Origin of the sequence: Bradyrhizobium sp. 26S5, from assembly GCF_036923295.1 — a bacterium.
Classification (GTDB): Bacteria; Pseudomonadota; Alphaproteobacteria; order Rhizobiales; family Xanthobacteraceae; genus Bradyrhizobium; species Bradyrhizobium septentrionale.
This window is the reverse complement of sequence record NZ_CP145948.1, coordinates 2000798-2018478: the sequence shown is the minus strand read 5'-3', so window position 1 is coordinate 2018478 and position 17681 is coordinate 2000798. Positions and strand designations below refer to the sequence as shown.

Sequence of the window (17681 nt, the reverse complement as noted above, 5' to 3'; positions counted from 1 at the left end):
AACTCCTTGATATGGATCAAGAATCACGGGAGAATCATAACAGCGGCACCGCGTTTTCAAACTCGGAAGTAGAAGCGCGCAACCGTGAGGTCCGCTTCACCCCAGACACCGGACTTTCGATAGCCAGTGGGGCACTTCCGAAAAGGGCCAGGAGCGGTCATCCCGCGCCTTGCAGGAGGTACGTCATCCGCGGCAGGTGCCCTTTGATTTCGATTTCCCCGCGCGGCACCGCGCGGTAGTGGGCCGAAAGCAATTGCCGGGTCTCCGCAGAGATCTGAATCTCACCCGGCACACCGTTGGACTCCATCCGGCTTGCAACGTTCACGGTGTCACCCCATAGGTCGTACGCAAACTTTTGCCTGCCGATCACGCCGGCGACGACTTCGCCCGAGTGCACACCGATACGCAGTTTGAGTGCGAGGTCGCGGTGCCGACAAAACTCGACGAATGCTTTCCGCATGTCGAGAGCCAGATCGGCGATTGATGCGACGTGGTCCCCTCGACTGCCGGACAATCCCGCCGCAGCCATGTAGGCATCGCCAATTGTTTTGATCTTCTCGGCCCTGTGCCGCTCGACCAGGTTGTCGAAACGCGAAAACAAGTCGTTGAGCAGGTCGACCACGTCACCCGCTCGCAGCTTTCTCGATAGTTCCGTGAACCCGACGAGATCGGCAAACAACACGGTCACCGAGTCGCAGCGATCGGCCAGCGGCTCCTCTCCCGCCTTCAGCCGCTCCGCGATGTCGGCCGGGAGGATGTTGAGCAGAAGCTTTTCTGAACGGTTCTTTTCGGTCTCCAGCAGTTGCTCGAGCTGGAAGGCGCGCCGGTTAATCACATCGAGTAGATACGCAAATCCGATTACGAACCCCGCGCCGCCGACAATCCACGACAAGGCGTTGACGATTTCCAACCTCGTCGCCCCCGCGAGTGCCATGACTAGGAGTGGGCTGAGGACGAGCGGCGTCAGTGTAGCGACCGCCTGCACGGTCCCGATGACAAAGACTGGGATGAAGATCATGCCTAGCAAAAACCCGGAAACACCTGCAAGGAATCCGTTCGGCAGTTGCGCCAGGATCAGGCTGAAGCCTACGGCAAGGAATGTGTAGACCACGATGCTCTGCATCAGTAGGTACGGCGGCCTGCGCAGCGATGGCACGAAGGTAATGACGAACTCCGCAGCGAAAAGCGCGATAACTGCCAGGCGGATCGGAGCCGTCCTGGGGAGCGCCTGCGGATCGAGCAAGAGATCCCAAAGCTGGTACCCGGCGAACGCGGCGATGCCGATTATGCATGCAAGTCGCTGCAGCGGGACCACGCGCAGCTCCATGTGTTCTACATACGCGCGCTCAATCTGCGGGGTGAAACGGATGGGGCGCCAGACGAAGTTCGGGCTCATGGCAAGCTCATTCCGGATGGGTGAGCAGGACCTGAGGCGCAACCCGGCGCCGACGCAACTGGATTCGCACCTGCTCGGGTTTTCAACAGACTTTAGGTCACCCGCGTCTTTGCCTTCAACGCATTAATCGGACCAAGCAAGAGTCCGGTTCGGGTCAATCGCGTCGTCTTTGCAGTCAGCCAGCTACTTCCGGTCTACCCTCAATCTCGGACATGTGCTGCACTGCGCCAACTGACGCGATGAACCAGAAGGCGACATCGCGGAAGAGGCAGGCAACGCAGCTTGCGACTTTTCACTTCAGCCAATCAAGCATAATCGCCCTCGGTCGGATTGGCCTTGCCCTGCAGCGCGTTGAGCTGCTCGAGCGCGGTTTTGCCTTCCTTTGCCTTGTTGGCGCGGGCCTGGCGCAGCTGCTTGATGTCCACTCCTGGACGGAGAAAGAGCCCGCGTTCCCGTTTTCCAGGCGACGGCGCGGGTCGAGCAACTCTGGAACTGGAACGGGAAACGGCGCGCGATCGACGCCGTTATGGAACACATTACATCCGAGAGTTCTCGGAACGAAACGGCTCCCCAGTCCTTCTTTGACTCTAGGGAGGAGCCTATGACCGCTCAGGCAAGAGAAGGCGCGTGCGCGTTCGCTTGGCGGAACTACTTGCTGCTCCACAGCGGCATCGGCGAAAACGACAACAGGCGTTGTGCCCTCTATCGCTACATCACCGATCTTTGTGATACCGGCCAATATGACTTCGATCTCTTGCAAATTGCGGCGGTCGCTTACTTGAGGAACATGGACACACTGCATGACGACCGACGTGCGAGATCCGCGGCAGATCATGCCTTGACCGAGTGCCTAGAACGACGCAGTGCGTGACCGATATTCAGCCTTCAACCGTAGGCAAGATAAGGAGCGAACAGCATGGCAGACAAGATCGATAACGCAAACCGTATCGCGCGCGACCCACAAAGCCGTATGACCACAGCGACAGCAATCGGCATACATGCCTTGAAGCCAATCATGCATTTTCAGATTTCAATGCTGAGGATGTGGGCTGACAGCCTTGAGAGGTTCGCGGGCATTTACGAAAAGGGATTGGATGAAACTGCGACCACCGTCCAGGAACAGGCAGACAAGGAACGCGCTGCGTAAATCAACGCGAAGGGGCGTCCTTAAGTGAATAAACGCCCTAATCGAATGCCAGCGCCGATCGCCGACGCGAGTTCGACCGCGGCGCGCGCTGCTGCAGCATGCCCGCGATGACCTGATCAAGCGTCGCGATCCGGTCCGCCATGCCGCAGGCAATCGCCTCGCGCGCGCCGACCATGCGGCCCTGCCGAACTCCTCGCGGACTTTGGTCTGCGTCACACGCCGACCGCTCGCAACCGCCTTGATGAAATCGGCGCCGGCCTCGTTTGCGCGGCCCTGCAGATAGGCCTTCGCCTCGTCCGACAGCGGCGCAAACGGATGCGCCTCGTTCTTCAGTGGCGATTGCACCGAGCGTACGATCGTCATCTTGAGCCCGACTTGGTCGAGCCATCCGGAAATATCCTGATGCATAATCATTGCGCCGACAGAACCGGCATCTGCGGACGGCGCCATGACCAGCTCAGTGCCCTGCGAACCCAGCCAATAGGCCGCGGAACCCATCAGCGTATTTGCGACGGAAACAACCGGCTTTTTGGTTGCCGCCGCCGCGATCGCATTCGCGGCCGCGACCGTGCCGGCAACCGTTCCGCCAGGACTGTCGACGTCGAGAACGACGCCGGCGACGTCCCGGTCATCGGCCGCTCGCGTCACCTGCGCGGCGATACTGTAGAGGCTCGAGCCGAACCAGCTGCCGCGCGGCGTCAGGCCGCCGGCGACAGAGATCAGCGCGATCTTGCCGGCCGAGCTCGAGGCCTGTGCCGCCGCGGCTGCTGCCTGCGCCTGGCGTTGCTCGGCGCGCGCGAGGCAATCGGCGAGCGCCGAGACCTCGAGCGCGACCAGGGCGTCGATTGACGTGATCTGCGTCAGGACCTGCCGCAGATCCGGCGCCGCGGTTTCAATCTTAATCATTGTTGCCGTCCTCGTTTGGAGATCTCGAGCCGCCGCTGCCTTCGGCCTTGTCGTCTACGCCTGCCCCGTGACGCCGCAGCACTTCGCCAGCGCCTTCAACATGGCATCCGGGATCTTGCCGGACCAATCGGCCAGGAACTGCTGCCGCGTCGTCTGCCCGACGTCATAGCCGCAGGCCATCGTCACGCCGGATTCTTCTCCGGGCCAGGTCGGCCAGCGCAGATGCTTTGAATACCGGGCTTCACTTGTGACCTCGGCGGCGACGATCAGATCGAAGGCCGCACGCGAGATCCCATGCAAATCGATAGCGCTCGCAGAAACCGCTGTGTTGGTCATCGTGATAATCCTTTTGTGGAATGAAAGAGCGCGGCCCGGTCAGACCAGGGCGTTCCCGCGAATTAGCGGTGAGCCGATGTTGCCGTCGGAGAGCCTTCGAAGTGCGCCAATCCCCTCAGCGAGATCAGCAATTAGGACAACACCGTTGCCACTTAGTGCACAAACTTCAGAGGTGAGCGGGCCGCGCATTGGGTGTAAATAGTGGGTCAGTGCAAATGAGGTTGTGCCCAATGAACTAGAGGATCGCTCCATGATTTGGGAGCGTTCTGATCGCGTTCGTACACCGTCACATATTCAGGTGAGGTCGCCATGCACGACAAACTCTTGAAAGCGCGTTTTGGCCTTCTTTATTGCCTTATTGCCACTGTTGTTCTGCCCTCAACTCAGGTCTCCGCGGGTGACGAGGCATTCATCGTCCCGCCCGGCGAGCCGACTCGCTACACTGGACAGCAAGGCCGAGAGGGCGATTTCACCGAACTATTGGCGACGGCTGATAAGACTGGGGGGCAGCTCGGCTTTTTTCGTCAAACCATCGCACCCAAGAGCGGCCCCCCTACACATCTGCATGAAATGGAAGCTGAGTTTTGTTACGTCTTGAGCGGTCAGTTCAACTTTAAACTGGGCGAACGCATTGTGAGCGCGCCCGCCGGGTCCTTTGTCTTCATTCCTCGCATTACTCCGCACACGTTCCAAAACGTCGGGACCGAGCCCGGTGTATTGCTGTTCGGCGTGACACCAGGTGGATTTGAAAAGATGTTCGCGGAGCGGCAAGGCGTCGATGCCGAAACGAACCAAAAACTGATGGCAATGCACCACATGAAAGTTGTGGGGCCTCCGCTTCGGTAGGGGCCGGCCCACCATTGAGTGTTCGGTACTTAGGGGCCGCAGACCGCCCGATCAGACCAGCGCGTTAGCGCGTATCAGCAGTTGGTCGACCTGCTCGGTGAAGAGTCCGACGAGCATTTTCAACCTTCCTGAGCCAAAACCCACTACTTGAGCTACGGCCCAAAACGGGATTTCGCCTGCCGAAGAAGCCTGTTCCGTCCATGGCCTGTCATCGACAAAAAATGCCATTAGGCGACTGGCCAGAGGTAAATTCCCCCGGTACCGCTCAGGCTCAGCCCGCCCAGTCTTTTCGCGGAGCCCGGCGATGCACATCGCGCAACATGATTAGCTCGGCGGCCGAAGAGATCAGCTGCACAACGCCATCGATTGATAGGTTCAAATCGGGATAGGATTTGAACCTATGACCTTCAGGTTATGAACCCGACGATTGCCGAATGCTATCGCTGGCCCGCGCGCCAGCCCATCTCCCAGAAGTCTGCCTCGAGTCGGATGGCTTCCTTGAAGATCGCTATCAGCTCTGCCTCGCGGGCCGGCGTGGCGTAGAGATCCGCGAGATGCTCCAGGTGCGCCCGCGCTTTCGCCGCGACCTCCTGGTATGGCAAGCCGGCGTACTCGTCGATCCAAACGCGATAGGGGTTAGTCGCAGCGTCCGCGTCCGGTCGCGAGGCGAGCCGCGTTGCGATCTCCGCGTACCCGATCACGCAGGGGGCAAGTGCCACCTTGAGCGCCAGCAGATCGCCACGCATTCCGGCGTCCAGCACGTAGCGTGTGTAGGCCAGCGTCTCACTTGCCGGAGGGGTTCGTTCAAGGTCGCTCGGAGATAGACCCCAACCGGCACAGAGCTTCACATGAAGGTTCATCTCGACATCAAGGATGGACGAAAGGCCGGCCGCTGCTTCACGCATGTCGGCAAGCTTGGGCGACTTGTAGACCGAGAGCGCATAGGCGCGCGCAAACTCGATGAGGAACAGGTAGTCCTGAGCAAGGTAGTGACGAAACGCCGCTTCGGCGAGCGATCCGTCTGCCAATCCGTTCGTAAAGGGATGTTCGGTATAGGCCCGCCACTCAGCGGATGCTTCTGTCTTTAGACGCTCAAAGAAACTCACGATCTTTTTCGCCTGGCTTGCTTTCCGATGAACCTTTTTTGCTCGCTACCGATAGCGCGCGGACCGGGTCGCTGACCTGGACAGGCCGAGGCGATCAGCCGGCATGATGGCATAAAGAATTCGCCTACCATCGGTCGCCAGGATCAACTTGCCTTCACGTTATCACTAACAGAACGCAACGCCCTAAGGTCCAGGTTTCAATTGGACGAACAGCACCAGTTTTGCACCAAAAACGAACTCGACAGACCACAACGAACGCGACCGAAATCCAACCGAAAAGACAGTAAAATCAACGAAGCTAATCGTTATTCTGCCGCTCATAACGGTCTGGTTGCAGGTTCTAGTCCTGCCGGGCCCAACAAGGAAATCAATAACCTAGCTCGCTTCTTTTGCTCCCGGCGGGATCGCCGCACCAGAAACCGCACCAGATACGTGCACTTTTCGTTCGTCGGTAAGTTCGCACAACACACTCATTCGACAGCATTCAGTAGATAGCTTGGGTGGTCGTGAGCACGTTGGGCGGCTTTCGTCGTCGCCAACTTACCAATCGGAGACGCTCCGACAGAGCCGCTGACTAAGAGGGATGCGGGTGGTGGGGCGTTCTGGTGAGGTATTTCGGCGTGCTTGTTGCTTCCTATTGGCCGTTTCGCGTCACGGCAGGATTCGATGACTCACGTACAGGCAGTGAAGTCACGTTAACCCTTCGCAGCTAACCATTTGGGATGACACAAAGTGCTCTGCGATACTTGGCGTGGGCTTCGATCATCGGCCTGTTCATCGTTACCGATACTACGCAAGCCCTTCGCCCTCACACCCTGATCTCGCCGAGCATCGATCGTTTCGCTGCACTGTTTCTCGTTGGTGCAGTGTTTTCGCTGGCGTATCCCAAGCACGTCTTGACGGTCGCAATAGCGCTTCTTGCTGTGGTCATTGGCTTCGAGCTTTTTCAAAGACTACTCGTTGGCAGGCATGGATACGTGAAGGATATCCTCGTCAAGGGGGCCGGTTGTTGCGCGGGTGTTGTCGCAACCGTTGTTCTAAGGCGAACTCTTTCGGCGCTTTCGAGGCGCACGCGGCCATAAGACGCCGCGGTATTGGTAGACGGCTGTCAGATCACGACCGCACTAACGTCGCGCTTACGGATTCTGTCGCGATCGTCCCAAGAGACCTCAGCCGCAGTTCGGCAGTGAGCACGGTTGGCTGAAGCTACCAAGGCGAGGTGGAATCGCCGCTGTCCTTATTCCGCCAATTGCTTTTGCGATTGTCATTGTCAGCCTCCAGGATCAAAGGCTTGACGGTCGATGACTCGCCTCAACCTGCTACCGGGCTCTGGACAGCGTCCTTGGCGACCTTCAGCGGTGACGCCTTCACCGATTTGCTCGCGGGCTTGGCCGCGAACTGCATCGGCTCCTTCGTGAAGGGATTGACACCCATCCGGGCTTCGGTGGCGGGCTTGTTCACGACCAACACCTTCACAAAGCCAGGAATAACGAACTCGCCGGACTCGTTTAGCTCCCTGTATCCGACGATCGCCATGTACTCGATAACCGACCCGACGTCATTCTTGGATAGTTGCGTGCCTTCCGCGATTGCGTCGATCAACTGGTTCTTGGTCATCTTCGCCATGTCTAGATTCCTTGTACGCGACGCTACTTAGGACACCGAAGAACCGGCTCGCTTCTGATTCGCGCCAACTGTCATGAGGCTACCTGCCCTAAACCCATCGAGCCGCTAAACGCAAGAGGCACGACGGAACTAGCACCCACCCTCTTGAAGCGAGCATCAGTCATATCTACGCTCCAAATCAGATTTGCCAAACAGCGCAACGCAGCTTCCACGGCCAAGCTGTGTGCTCTCAGGCTCAGACCGAGCTCGCTTTTCCTCACCGTCATCTTCATCTCTCCCACGCAGTTCACCCTTCTTGCTCACAACGCCTCCCGCAACGGCCTGAGCGGCAGCCCAGGCCGGATCGGCAATCTCTTCGAGCGCACCGCGAACGGCATCCTCAACAACTTCGAAGTATTCAGCCTGCGGACGCATCGCCAACGAGGTCTCGCCGGGCAGCGGCTCTCGACCGCTCGGCGACGGCGGCTACTACGTTGGTGTCCCCAAGTTTTGCGGGCTCCGAGCCGCTGATTAAGAGGCGAATGATTTCGCAGCAAGATCAACGCTCATTCCAACAACTGAGCCGCCCAACCCGCATTGAACCCGCAATGGGTTTTCCCTTTGTCGGAATGGAACGGTAGCCAGTTTGAACCGAAGGCGGCTGTTCAGACGCTTAGCTCGGGAAGACCCCCGCCACCAACGTTCCCCCCGACCGCTTTCCGCTGAATTTTGGTATCCGTGGCCTAAAGCGCGAGCCTCTGGCGGCGCGTTGCCTAATTTCGCATCCAGACCGGAAGAACCAATCCGAAGCGACAGCTCCGCATTGAAATAAAATTTGATGGGATAAGTCTAAAAGACGACTTGATGTTTTATCCTTCTTCGAAGCTGCGACGTTCCAGCCATTCGATGGGTAAGAAGTGATGACCGATCAACAATTGGCTCTTCAGGCCGTCAGCGAAGCCCAATGCATACTGAACGAATACCTTCAGCCCCGCCCCCACGACAATGAGCGCATCCTCGACAGGTTGGTGGAGGTTCTTGAGCGGCCCGGTTTGATAGTTGCAGTGAGCCGGTTGCAGCAACGAAGCAGTCTCTGAGTGCTCAGATGACGAAACAATTTCCATTAATTCCTTTGGCCGCTTGCATCACTACGTTCTTGTTAGGGGGAACGCCAACTGCGCAGGCGAAACAACAATGCAGTGCCGCGATGCCACCAAATCGGCACGAGTATTGGTCTTGGCGCCTCGTCGACGGACGAAAATGCTGGTACCAAGGCAAGCCCATGCTTTCAAAATCATTACTGGAGTGGCCTGTGCAGGTTTCGACGCAGCGGCGTCCCACTGAAGAACTTGCAAGTGCCCTCATAGAAAAGCCTAGCGATCCGATAGATTCAGAAGAGTCGACGCCGACACACGGGAATACTTTCGATGCACTGTGGCGCACCAGGGTTGAACAGCGGTAGTAGACCTTGACCTTCGGCGTATGACTACTTCCACAATGGAATTGCGGCGATGAAAGAGGCTTCCAGTGCTGAGAGCTTCTGCACCAGTCCAGACGAGCAGGCGCGCAAACACCATCTATCGATCCGAAAGTATCTGAACGTCGATGAACTGGTCGCCGTTGGCATTCGTGAAGAAGTCTTGGACCCGGAGGTCTGCTATTCGTATTGCTTAGCCAGCTATGCAACGAGATGTGCGGTCTATCATGCGTAATCCGCATTCTTTCGAACACGCCGGCGTGAATGCACCAAGCACAGCAAACAGTACGATGCGCTTGTCGCCAAAGACATAGTCACCGCTAATCGATTTCCATTCGAAAGGATTCGACCCCGAGCGTCGTTGAGCAACGAATGTGCTGGCACCTGACGCTGCATCACCGGATCCGTCGAGCGGGGCGTTCCCGCATTTTCTTCTCGGACGCATCCTGTTGAGCCTGCAGCCGCTGGACGAAAATCTTGGCAGCTCGAGAAATATGCTCGCGGCTCAGTGCCTCTGCGCGCGCACCGTCGCCCGCGATGATCGCGTCAAGGATGGCGACATGTTCGCTCAGAATAGACTGGGGCATCTGCTCGTCATCGCGAAGGACCTCGCCCATCACGCGGCGCAGATAAGGCCAGTGCGGCGCCGTGGTTTCCCCGATCAAGGGATTGCCGGCGAGTTCGTTGACAAAGGCGTGAAACCGCATGTCGGCCTCGATCTGCAGCAGCTCGTTCAGTGATCCGCTTTTGACCGCATCGCGCCCACCTCGAGCAGACATCGCGTGAAGATCGCCTCCTAGACTAGCCCGCTTTCCAGACGAACCCGCGAGCGAAACGCGTCGGCGGAGGCATCAAGCCTTCCCATTTCCACTAGCCATGCGCAGAAGGCCGTCACCGACCGATCCCGCGATCGAGCATCAGGCAGATAGGTGTGATAGCCCCTTGTCGGGAGGACCGGGCTGGAAAATGGGACGACCAAACGGCCGGCCGCCACGTCGTCTGTTATGAGAGGCGTGGGTCCCATCGCCACGCCCAGACCGTCGAGCGCGGCCTGAAGCGTCAAGTAGAAGTGATCTAGAGTGAGAGAGCCAGCAGGCTGTAGATCTTGCGCACCGGCCGCGCTGAGCCAGTCGCCCCAAACACGCGGAAGCGTTGAAGCATGGAGTAACGTGTGCTGCCGCAAATCCGTTACCTCCCTAAGCGGCAGCCGTTTCAGCAAAGTCGGGCTGCAGACCGGAACGCGATACTCCGTCAGAAATGGGCGGCAACTGAAGCCGTAGAATGTGTCCGGCCCACCGCGAATTATCAGGTCGTGCGATTCGTGCAGAGCGTCCACCGGCTCATTTGACGTGGAGAGACGCACCTCGATCTCTGGGTGCAAGTCGCGGAATCCTGCCAGCCTTGGCAATAGCCAGCGGAGCGTGAAAGTCGCGAGCGCGTTAACGCGCAATACTGCCGGAGCGGATTTTCCAGCCCTGGCTCGATGTCGTCCAGCCGCTGCGGAAAGCCTATCCAAGGCCGGCCCCACCTCGGCCAACAACGCAGCTCCTGTGGGCGTCAGTTCAAGGCGGCGGTTAAGCCTAGCGAATAAGACTGGTGGGCCCAGCCATTCTTCAAGCAGGCTCACGTGGCGGCTGATCGCACCGTGCGTGACTCCGAGTTCTACCGCAGCATCTTTGAAGCTTTCGAGGCGCGCGGCCGCCTCGAAGGCACGAAGGGCATTCAAGGAAGGTAGTAAGCGGCGGTTAGGGGACATATTCGCGTGACTTTAACTAACCTGAAGAGCTCAACTTTAATGGTTTGTCGATGTCGCACAAGTGTCACATATTCGAAACAGCTTCAGTTCCTGCCCGATGAGCGGCAGTTCTCAGATTGCGAGATCGATACCGGGCGATCACGTCAGTTTTTTTTGAGAAAGGCGCTGGAGCCTTGGCCGTCCATAGCTCGGAAAAGGCCAGGAATAGAGCGTCGGCCGCAAGTCAACGCCATCAGCAACCGAACCGAGTTTCTTACCCGCCGCGACGCCGAGCTTCAGCCCTCCGTTGCCCCAGATCCAGGACGCCCAAATGAGGATAATCACCTACAACATTCAGTTCAGTCGCGGTCGTGACGGAAGATACGACATCGCCAGAATCGCTGATGCGATCAAAAGCGGAGATATCATCGGGCTACAGGAAGTCGAGCGTCTGTGGGAAAGAACGGCCAATGTCGACCAACCATCCGAACTAGCGCGTTTGCTTCCTGACTATTTCGTTGCATATGGCGCAACCATCGACATCCTCAAAGCCGACCGCCCGACCGGCGGCAGGGTCGACAATCGACGACGGCAATTCGGCAACATGATCCTGTCCCGGTACCCCATACTGACGGTGCGGAATCATCTCTTTCCTAAGTTCGGTGCTCTGACGCAACACACGCTCCAGCGAGGCGCCCTCGAGGCAACGATCGAGACCCCGGACGGCGTGATCCGGGTGTACTCAACACATCTTTGCCATCTCTCGGCAGAGCAACGCGGGATCCAAATCAAACGGCTGCTGGATATACACAAAGCCGCGCCTTCGGAAGGGTCTGTCGATTCCGGAACCAATCTCCGCGACGGTTGGGATGAAAGAGCACTACCGGCGCCTCCGCGCGACGCGATCTTGCTGGGCGACTTCAATCTGTCGTCCACGGAGGCCGAATACGATCTTATCGTCGGCCCTCGATCTACTCGGCCCCTCCGCAAAGCGGAACGCCTCAATGGATACGATACTTTCGTTGATTCGTGGGTTGCAGCTGGAAACGGCGAAGGCGATGGAGTGACGCTGTACGAGAATATCGCCGCAGGCACAGGAATCCGCATCGACTATTGCTTCCTTACCCCTTCCCTGGCGTCTTGCGTGCAGCGCGCACGCATCGATACTGACGCCGACGGTTCCGACCATCAACCGTTTCATGTCGAAATAGCCCCACGCATGCAGGGACGATGATGTGCTCGAATTCCATCGAGCAACTATTCGACGGCCCGCGGCGATCGTACTCGAACTTGACGTGATTAGATGACGCCATTCGTATTCGCTGTGGTGACATGCGCGGCAATTCTACACGCGAGTTGGAACGCCGCGCTTCGCGGCGGTCCGGATCGGCTATGGTCGATGACGCTGATGATGATCGCGGTTACGTGCGTCACGGCAATCGCGGCATTCCTCGTACCATGGCCGCATGCCGCCAGTTGGCCATATATCGTTGCGTCGGCAGTCATCCATGTCGGCTACAATCTATCTCTCGTGCGAACCTACCATTCCGGTGATCTTGGGCAAACGTGTGCTATCTCGCGCGGCTCCTCGCCCGTCCTAGTGGCGTTAGGCGCGGCGGTCTTTGCGCACGAGACGATCGGCGTAGTCGCTTCCGTCGGAATCGTGTTGGTCTCTGGCGGCATTCTCTCCCTCGCGTTCCAAGGCGGAGCGCTTCGGGCAGAATTTCTGCCAGCGGCCCTAACTACTGGCCTCTTGATAGCAGCCTACACGGTCGTCGACGGCATTGGAGTGCGGCTTTCTGGGAACAGCTTGGCCTATTCGACCGCCATGTTCTTGCTATGGGGTCTCACGATGCCGCCTATCTACTTCGCCATGCGAGGACGGCCGCCGTTCTATACCAAGGGCGAGACGTCGATGGCGTTGATCGGTGGCATCGTCTCGATCGTAGCCTACACCATTGTAATCTGGGCCTTGCAGTTCGACGCGATGGGTGCGGTATCAGCGCTACGCGAGACAAGCGTGGTCTACGCAGCAATCATCGGCCGATTGTTCTTGATGGAAACACTGACCTTCCGTCGAATAGTGTCGTGTCTGGCTATCGCCATGGGAGCTGCCTGTTTGGCCTATTAGCCGGCCTCAATCATGCTCCAACGTTGACCGCCACTATTCGACGCGCGAGGCGTCACTCGTTCCATCCCATAAAAGCAGCGGTGCACTTCGTTTCAACGAGCGTTGCCATCGAGCGGCCACCACACCGATCGAACTTCAACCGTCCGAAAACCAGCGCGAGAAAGGGCCCGCCGCTTGCAAGGCGGCGGGCCAGAGATGGCAACCCCGGGAGGTTTTCTAGGGTGCCGAACCGAGTCGGATCCTTTAGAACGGCATACCGAAGTATGCGTGCCTCCGACTGCTAAACTTCTTGTGGCGCTCACAACGATCCTCGACCGGACCTTTATTCATCCGAAGTTCAATGACCCACGCTGGTCTCGCTCTTCGATCCAAATGGAGGTCCTTTGGCTGCTTGTCCCACACTTGAATGCTCTGATGCCCCATCGTGGCCAATCAGCAACGCGATGATTCCCGTGAGCAGAAAACCAGCGGCCATCGCGAGGGAGCCATAAGTAAAGCTGCCTGTGGCGTCCTTGATCCAGCCGACCACGTAAGGTCCGGCGAACCCACCCACATTGCCCAAAGCGTTGATCAGTGCGATTCCTCCAGCCGCTGCGGTACCGCTCAGGATTGCAGCCGGCAGCGTCCAGAACACCGGAAGAATGGCCAGGTTCCCGACGGCGCCTGCAGTGATCGCGAGGACGGAAAGTGCTGGATATCCCGCTAGAAATGCACTCGCAGCGAGCCCAGAGAACGCCAAGATCGACGCGACCGCGATATGTCCTACTCGCTCTCTCTTAGCGTCCGAGTGGCGGCTCCAAAGGACCATTCCGACCGCCGCGACCGCATATGGAATCGCAACCACAAATCCGACCGCCGATCCGCTGACGCCCAGATTTTTTACGATTTGAGGTATCCACAGTATCAATCCATACTGGCCGAATTGTACGCCGAAATAGCAAAGGCTGAGGGCTAACACCCGCCGACTTGCGAGTGCCGATAGCATCACGAGACCATGAGTGGAGTTTCGCGCTGTCGTCTCCCGCTCCAGTGTGGAAGTCAACCATTCGCGCTCCTCGCGGGACAGCCAGCTGACCTCTTTCGGAGTGTCACGTAGATAAGCAAGAACGACGAAACCGAGGAGCAAGGACGGAACCGTTTCGATTAAAAACAGCCATTGCCAGCCCGCAAAGCCCAGAAGTCCGTCCATCGATAGTATTGCGCTAGAGATAGGACCGCCGACCGCGGTTGAAATCGGTATCGCTGTCATGAAGGCAGCGACCAGTTTCGCCCGATGCGACGCCGGGACCCAATGGGTCAGATAATAGATGATGCCGGGAAAGAAGCCCGCTTCAGCGACGCCCAGGAGAAACCTCACGACGTAGAATTGCATCGGCGTGGTCACGAATGCCATCGCTCCTGCCAAGATACCCCAAGTGATCATGATGCGCGCAATCCACCGGCGCGCACCAACGCGATGCAATATGAGATTGCTGGGGACTTCGAATAAACAATATCCCGCAAAGAATATGCCTGCCCCCAATCCATAGACGTACGCCGAAAACCCCAAGTCTCTGTTCATCTGCAGCGCCGCGAAGCCCACGTTCGTCCGGTCAATGAACGCCGCAAAATACAACAATCCAATGAATGGAATGATGTGCTTGGTGACCTTCTTCAAAGTCGACTGTTCGATTGCCGCCATAGTTTCCCTCTTCAGGTAACGTTTCCGGCCGCAATCTGTTTTTGCTTAGCGACCTGTCCCAGAACGGTTATGCTGCGTGACTTTCCTCTCTTCGGTCCAATTGAAATTTTCTCTCTAAGTATTGCAATTTTCTATGGCCGAACACGTCTCCTCTCTCCACAAAGCGATCGGCCCGGCAACGGATGACGAGAACGACATAACGTGGCGATGTATCGCTGGTTAACTCTCAAGAGCGCGGTCTGGACGCGACCATAGGGATAGACGCCAACGTCATTGAGACGCTCATCCAGATCATGGAGAACGCCGCCGCGTGACCCGGCATGTCAGCATCGTCTCCCGCTCCTTCCGTCGTTGGAATAGCGACGATTGGAAGAACTGGACGCGCGCGCAGGCAGCCCGTCGAACGCCCTTACGACGCAGATGATTTGAACTGGAGTTGCGTGGTGCCATCTCTCGGTCATTGAGTTAACCTGCTTGGCTATCTCTCAACGACGTACGACAGGTTGTCGGCGGCGCCGTGAACCATTCGGAATTTTGTAGGTGCCATTTATTCCATCTATGCACCTGCCTACCAAGACTGAGGTAGAAACGGGTTTCGAATGATTTGACTTGGAAAGACGTCGAATGTCTCACTCAGCATCGTCGGCGCCCAGCTCAGATAACAGCGGCTCGGCTGAGGAGGCGAGGCGGCGTACTTTGACGATTGCAGGGCTCGTCCATGCATTGCACGACGGCTACACTGACGCAGTCTACGTCTTTTTGCCCGTTTGGCAGGTGGAGTTTGGCCTCAGCTATGGATTTCTCGGATTACTCAAGGGCATCTATTCCGCGACCATGGCGACCTTACAAATGCCCTCAAGTTTGGCGGGTGAGCGTTGCGGTGTCAGACTTGCGCTCGCGCTTGGGACAGCCTTGGCGGCAATGGGCTACATGACGGCCGGCTACACAAGCGGCATGCTTGGTTTGTGTGCGGCGCTGGTTCTGTCCGGTGTAGGGTCAAGTGTGCAGCACCCAATCGGCTCAACCGCGGTCTCGCGAGCTTTTGCCGGCAACGCGCGGCAAGTGCTTCGCGTCTATAATTTCAGCCGCGACCTCGGAAAGGTTGCGTTACCCGCTGCGGCTTCCTTTCTCATGATGCTCGTATCCTGGAGATCTGCGGCGTGGTCGATAGCCGGCATAGGCTGCGCCGTAGTCGCCGCGATCCTGATTTTCATGCCCGGCACGACAAAGCATTCGTCCACTGGACGCGCCGAAACGGCGCCGCATGAAGGAACGTCGGTCCAGCGGGGATTTACCTATTTGTTGTTCATTGGCATCTTCGATGCGGCCGTCCGCGTAGGTCTTCTGACGTTTCTACCATTTGTTCTGAAAACCAAGGGCGCGACGCTACCGACGATCGGAATAGCCTTTGCAATGATTTTCTCAGGAGGCGCAATAGGCAAGTTCGCCTGCGGATGGGTTGGAGCTCGATTTGGGGTTCTTCGTACGGTCATCCTAACCGAAGCAGGCACTGCCGTGACTATCCTCCTGGTATTGGCGCTTCCGCTCACTTTTGGTCTATGCGTCCTACCGCTGCTTGGCAGCCTGTTGAACGGCACTTCGTCGGTGCTGTATGGCACGGTGCCGGAGATCTCCCCGCAGGGCCGGACCGCACACTTCTTCGCGCTATTCTACACGGGCATCAGTGGCACAGGAGCCCTGGCACCCGCTCTGTACGGTGTTTTGGGAGATGCTGTCGGAACTTCCTGGTCGGTAGCGGCGACCGCAATCACAGCGCTCGCTACTATACCGTTCGCATTTGCGCTAGATCGCCATCTATCCGACCGGCACCAATCCTTGTGAGGTTCGGCCGTTTGCTTTCTTCAGGATGAACATCTACGCGTGGTAGCGGCGCCAGGCCCAACTTCGCGCTGGAGCGCACCTTCGATGAGAGATCCGCCACTTGTTCTCTTGGCCGCCTCGAAACAGAAATCGAGGCGGTCGGCTCGCGACTGGCATCGCAAACCCGGAGGACACGCATTTGAGACCGCCAAGCCCACCTTTGGCGATTCAGCTTCGTCCGAACACTAAGACGATACGGATATCGTTCACATTCGTGCGCGTGGGCCCAGTTACGACCAGGTCACCCAAGGCACTAAATGCTGTATAGCAGTCATTGTTTGCCAAGGACCGGCGCAGATCGATACCCAGCGACGCGGCACGTTCAAGAGTATCTGGTAGAACAACCGCTCCAGCGTTATCTTCGCTTCCATCGATGCCGTCGGAATCGACGGCAAGTGCCGCAACTCCAGGATGGCCCCGAAGTCCTAGCGCTAGACCAGCGAGAAATTCAGCGTTGCGGCCTCCCCTGCCGTCTCCACGAACGGTAACGCTCGTTTCACCGCCCGAGATAATTGCGCAAGGGAACTCGATCGGCTCGCCATTCTCCGCACAGGACAGAGCAATGCCGGCATGAACGGCACCGACCTCTCTTGCCTCTCCTTCGATCCAGTCACCTAGGACCAAAGGTGTAAATCCTTCATCGCGGGCCGCTCGTGCTGCCGCACCTAAAGCCAATTTAGCCGACGCGACAACTGCATATCGAGAGGATGGTGGAGCATCACCCGGCTTGATCGTCTCCGACGGCGCCTCAACAAGGTAGTTTCGGACCGACTCTGGAATATCGATCCCATATCTCTCGAGGATCTCTAATGCCTCTGATTGCGTCGTTCGATCCGGCAACGTTGGCCCTGAGGCGATCGCAGCGGCATCATCTCCCGGGATATCGGATACCAGAAGGGTGACAATCGATGCAGGAGCAGCCGCTCGGGCTAATCTTCCACCTTTTACCGCTGAGATATGTTTTCGAACCGTATTGATTTCCGCGATACCTGCGCCGCTCTTCAGCAAATGGCCCGTGATCGCCTGCTTCTCTCGGAGAGTTATGCCGGCACGCGGTAAGGAAAGAAGGGCGGATCCGCCTCCAGAAATAAGAGCGATGACGAGGTCATCGGAAGACAAGCCGCTGACGGCTTGCAGAATCTCCCGGGCCCCTCGCTCTCCGGCCTCGTCAGGAATTGGGTGCCCCGCCTCAATAACCTTGATCCGTTCACAGGCGGTCCCGTGTCCGTACCGCGTGATCACCACGCCTCCCAGCGATCCCGACCAATGTTTGTCGATGGCCGCCGCCATTGCTGCAGCTGCCTTCCCTGCTCCGACTACGACCGTTCGTCCGACAGGAGCTTTTGGCAGATGCGCGAGGACACCCTTTACGGGATCCGAGGCGGCGATAGCCGACCGCATTATTCGATGAAGCGCTTCTCGATATTCCCACAT

17 protein-coding genes are annotated in these 17681 nt (G+C 57.9%); 6 read left to right on the top strand and 11 right to left on the bottom strand.

The window, feature by feature from the left end; all coding sequences use genetic code 11:
* Positions 1-157: 157 nt before the first annotated feature.
* Positions 158-1396: an adenylate/guanylate cyclase domain-containing protein gene (locus tag V5279_RS09535; RefSeq protein WP_338696718.1), complete on the bottom strand. Its 1239-nt coding sequence runs from the start codon at positions 1394-1396 to the stop codon at positions 158-160.
* 601 nt (positions 1397-1997) lie between these two features.
* Here V5279_RS09535 and V5279_RS09530 point away from each other — a divergent pair.
* Positions 1998-2267, top strand: coding sequence for a hypothetical protein (locus V5279_RS09530; RefSeq protein WP_338696716.1), 270 nt, complete (start codon positions 1998-2000; stop codon positions 2265-2267).
* A gap of 159 nt (positions 2268-2426) precedes the next feature.
* On the opposite strand, the gene V5279_RS09525 is transcribed toward V5279_RS09530, so the two are convergent.
* Entirely contained in the window at positions 2427-3449 is a 1023-nt protein-coding gene (locus tag V5279_RS09525) for a S49 family peptidase (RefSeq protein WP_338696714.1), read from the bottom strand.
* 54 nt (positions 3450-3503) lie between these two features.
* Positions 3504-3785, bottom strand: coding sequence for a hypothetical protein (locus V5279_RS09520; protein ID WP_338696712.1), 282 nt, complete (start codon positions 3783-3785; stop codon positions 3504-3506).
* Positions 3786-4094: 309 nt separating this feature from the next.
* On the opposite strand from V5279_RS09520, the gene V5279_RS09515 reads away from it, so the two are divergent.
* Complete coding sequence (locus V5279_RS09515) at positions 4095-4631, top strand: cupin domain-containing protein (RefSeq protein ID WP_338696710.1); 537 nt, start codon at positions 4095-4097, stop codon at positions 4629-4631.
* 437 nt (positions 4632-5068) lie between these two features.
* On the opposite strand, the gene tenA is transcribed toward V5279_RS09515, so the two are convergent.
* The 4 genes from tenA to V5279_RS09495 all read right to left on the bottom strand — a co-directional run bounded on the left by tenA (position 5069) and on the right by V5279_RS09495 (position 8466).
* On the bottom strand, positions 5069-5737 hold the full coding sequence (gene tenA, locus V5279_RS09510; RefSeq protein ID WP_338696708.1) for a thiaminase II: 669 nt from the start codon (positions 5735-5737) through the stop codon (positions 5069-5071).
* A 1311-nt stretch (positions 5738-7048) separates the two neighbouring features.
* Positions 7049-7363, bottom strand: coding sequence for an HU family DNA-binding protein (locus V5279_RS09505; protein ID WP_338696705.1), 315 nt, complete (start codon positions 7361-7363; stop codon positions 7049-7051).
* A gap of 156 nt (positions 7364-7519) precedes the next feature.
* Entirely contained in the window at positions 7520-7783 is a 264-nt protein-coding gene (locus V5279_RS09500; protein ID WP_338696703.1) for a hypothetical protein, read from the bottom strand.
* Positions 7784-8211: 428 nt separating this feature from the next.
* Entirely contained in the window at positions 8212-8466 is a 255-nt protein-coding gene (locus tag V5279_RS09495; RefSeq protein ID WP_338696701.1) for a hypothetical protein, read from the bottom strand.
* A gap of 387 nt (positions 8467-8853) precedes the next feature.
* Here V5279_RS09495 and V5279_RS09490 point away from each other — a divergent pair, with 387 nt between their 5' ends.
* Positions 8854-9054, top strand: coding sequence for a DUF4760 domain-containing protein (locus V5279_RS09490; RefSeq protein ID WP_338696699.1), 201 nt, complete (start codon positions 8854-8856; stop codon positions 9052-9054).
* A gap of 160 nt (positions 9055-9214) precedes the next feature.
* Here the strand turns inward: V5279_RS09490 and V5279_RS09485 are convergent, their stop codons facing one another.
* Positions 9215-9598 (bottom strand): FCD domain-containing protein, encoded by a 384-nt coding sequence (locus V5279_RS09485; RefSeq protein ID WP_338696697.1) that lies wholly within the window; start codon positions 9596-9598, stop codon positions 9215-9217.
* 17 nt (positions 9599-9615) lie between these two features.
* Complete coding sequence (locus V5279_RS09480) at positions 9616-10575, bottom strand: LysR substrate-binding domain-containing protein (RefSeq protein ID WP_338696695.1); 960 nt, start codon at positions 10573-10575, stop codon at positions 9616-9618.
* Positions 10576-10885: 310 nt separating this feature from the next.
* Here V5279_RS09480 and V5279_RS09475 point away from each other — a divergent pair, with 310 nt between their 5' ends.
* Together V5279_RS09475 and V5279_RS09470 are read left to right on the top strand one after the other, a co-directional pair.
* Positions 10886-11788 carry an endonuclease/exonuclease/phosphatase family protein gene (locus V5279_RS09475; RefSeq protein WP_338696693.1) on the top strand — a complete coding sequence of 301 codons (903 nt, stop codon included), beginning with the start codon at positions 10886-10888 and terminating at the stop codon, positions 11786-11788.
* Positions 11789-11953: 165 nt separating this feature from the next.
* Positions 11954-12685 (top strand): DMT family transporter, encoded by a 732-nt coding sequence (locus V5279_RS09470; RefSeq protein WP_338696691.1) that lies wholly within the window; start codon positions 11954-11956, stop codon positions 12683-12685.
* Positions 12686-13022: 337 nt separating this feature from the next.
* Here V5279_RS09470 and V5279_RS09465 read toward each other — a convergent pair whose 3' ends face one another.
* Positions 13023-14366 (bottom strand): MFS transporter, encoded by a 1344-nt coding sequence (locus tag V5279_RS09465; RefSeq protein ID WP_338696689.1) that lies wholly within the window; start codon positions 14364-14366, stop codon positions 13023-13025.
* A gap of 696 nt (positions 14367-15062) precedes the next feature.
* Between V5279_RS09465 and V5279_RS09460 the strand changes: the two genes are divergently transcribed.
* On the top strand, positions 15063-16208 hold the full coding sequence (locus tag V5279_RS09460; protein WP_338696687.1) for an MFS transporter: 1146 nt from the start codon (positions 15063-15065) through the stop codon (positions 16206-16208).
* Positions 16209-16415: 207 nt separating this feature from the next.
* On the opposite strand, the gene V5279_RS09455 is transcribed toward V5279_RS09460, so the two are convergent.
* Positions 16416-17648 (bottom strand): glycerate kinase, encoded by a 1233-nt coding sequence (locus V5279_RS09455; protein WP_338701087.1) that lies wholly within the window; start codon positions 17646-17648, stop codon positions 16416-16418.
* Positions 17649-17681 lie beyond the last annotated feature (33 nt).

Bases quoted from the DNA above. Each gene is read 5' to 3' on its own strand.
- V5279_RS09535 (WP_338696718.1), bottom strand. From the start codon at position 1,396: ATGAGCCCGAACTTCGTCTGGCGCCCCATCCGTTTCACCCCGCAGATT.
- V5279_RS09530 (WP_338696716.1), top strand. From the start codon at position 1,998: ATGACCGCTCAGGCAAGAGAAGGCGCGTGCGCGTTCGCTTGGCGGAAC.
- V5279_RS09525 (WP_338696714.1), bottom strand. From the start codon at position 3,449: ATGATTAAGATTGAAACCGCGGCGCCGGATCTGCGGCAGGTCCTGACG.
- V5279_RS09520 (WP_338696712.1), bottom strand. From the start codon at position 3,785: ATGACCAACACAGCGGTTTCTGCGAGCGCTATCGATTTGCATGGGATC.
- V5279_RS09515 (WP_338696710.1), top strand. From the start codon at position 4,095: ATGCACGACAAACTCTTGAAAGCGCGTTTTGGCCTTCTTTATTGCCTT.
- V5279_RS09505 (WP_338696705.1), bottom strand. From the start codon at position 7,363: ATGGCGAAGATGACCAAGAACCAGTTGATCGACGCAATCGCGGAAGGC.
- V5279_RS09495 (WP_338696701.1), bottom strand. From the start codon at position 8,466: ATGGAAATTGTTTCGTCATCTGAGCACTCAGAGACTGCTTCGTTGCTG.
- V5279_RS09490 (WP_338696699.1), top strand. From the start codon at position 8,854: ATGAAAGAGGCTTCCAGTGCTGAGAGCTTCTGCACCAGTCCAGACGAG.
- V5279_RS09485 (WP_338696697.1), bottom strand. From the start codon at position 9,598: ATGTCTGCTCGAGGTGGGCGCGATGCGGTCAAAAGCGGATCACTGAAC.
- V5279_RS09480 (WP_338696695.1), bottom strand. From the start codon at position 10,575: ATGTCCCCTAACCGCCGCTTACTACCTTCCTTGAATGCCCTTCGTGCC.
- V5279_RS09475 (WP_338696693.1), top strand. From the start codon at position 10,886: ATGAGGATAATCACCTACAACATTCAGTTCAGTCGCGGTCGTGACGGA.
- V5279_RS09470 (WP_338696691.1), top strand. From the start codon at position 11,954: ATGACGCTGATGATGATCGCGGTTACGTGCGTCACGGCAATCGCGGCA.
- V5279_RS09465 (WP_338696689.1), bottom strand. From the start codon at position 14,366: ATGGCGGCAATCGAACAGTCGACTTTGAAGAAGGTCACCAAGCACATC.
- V5279_RS09455 (WP_338701087.1), bottom strand. From the start codon at position 17,648: ATGCGGTCGGCTATCGCCGCCTCGGATCCCGTAAAGGGTGTCCTCGCG.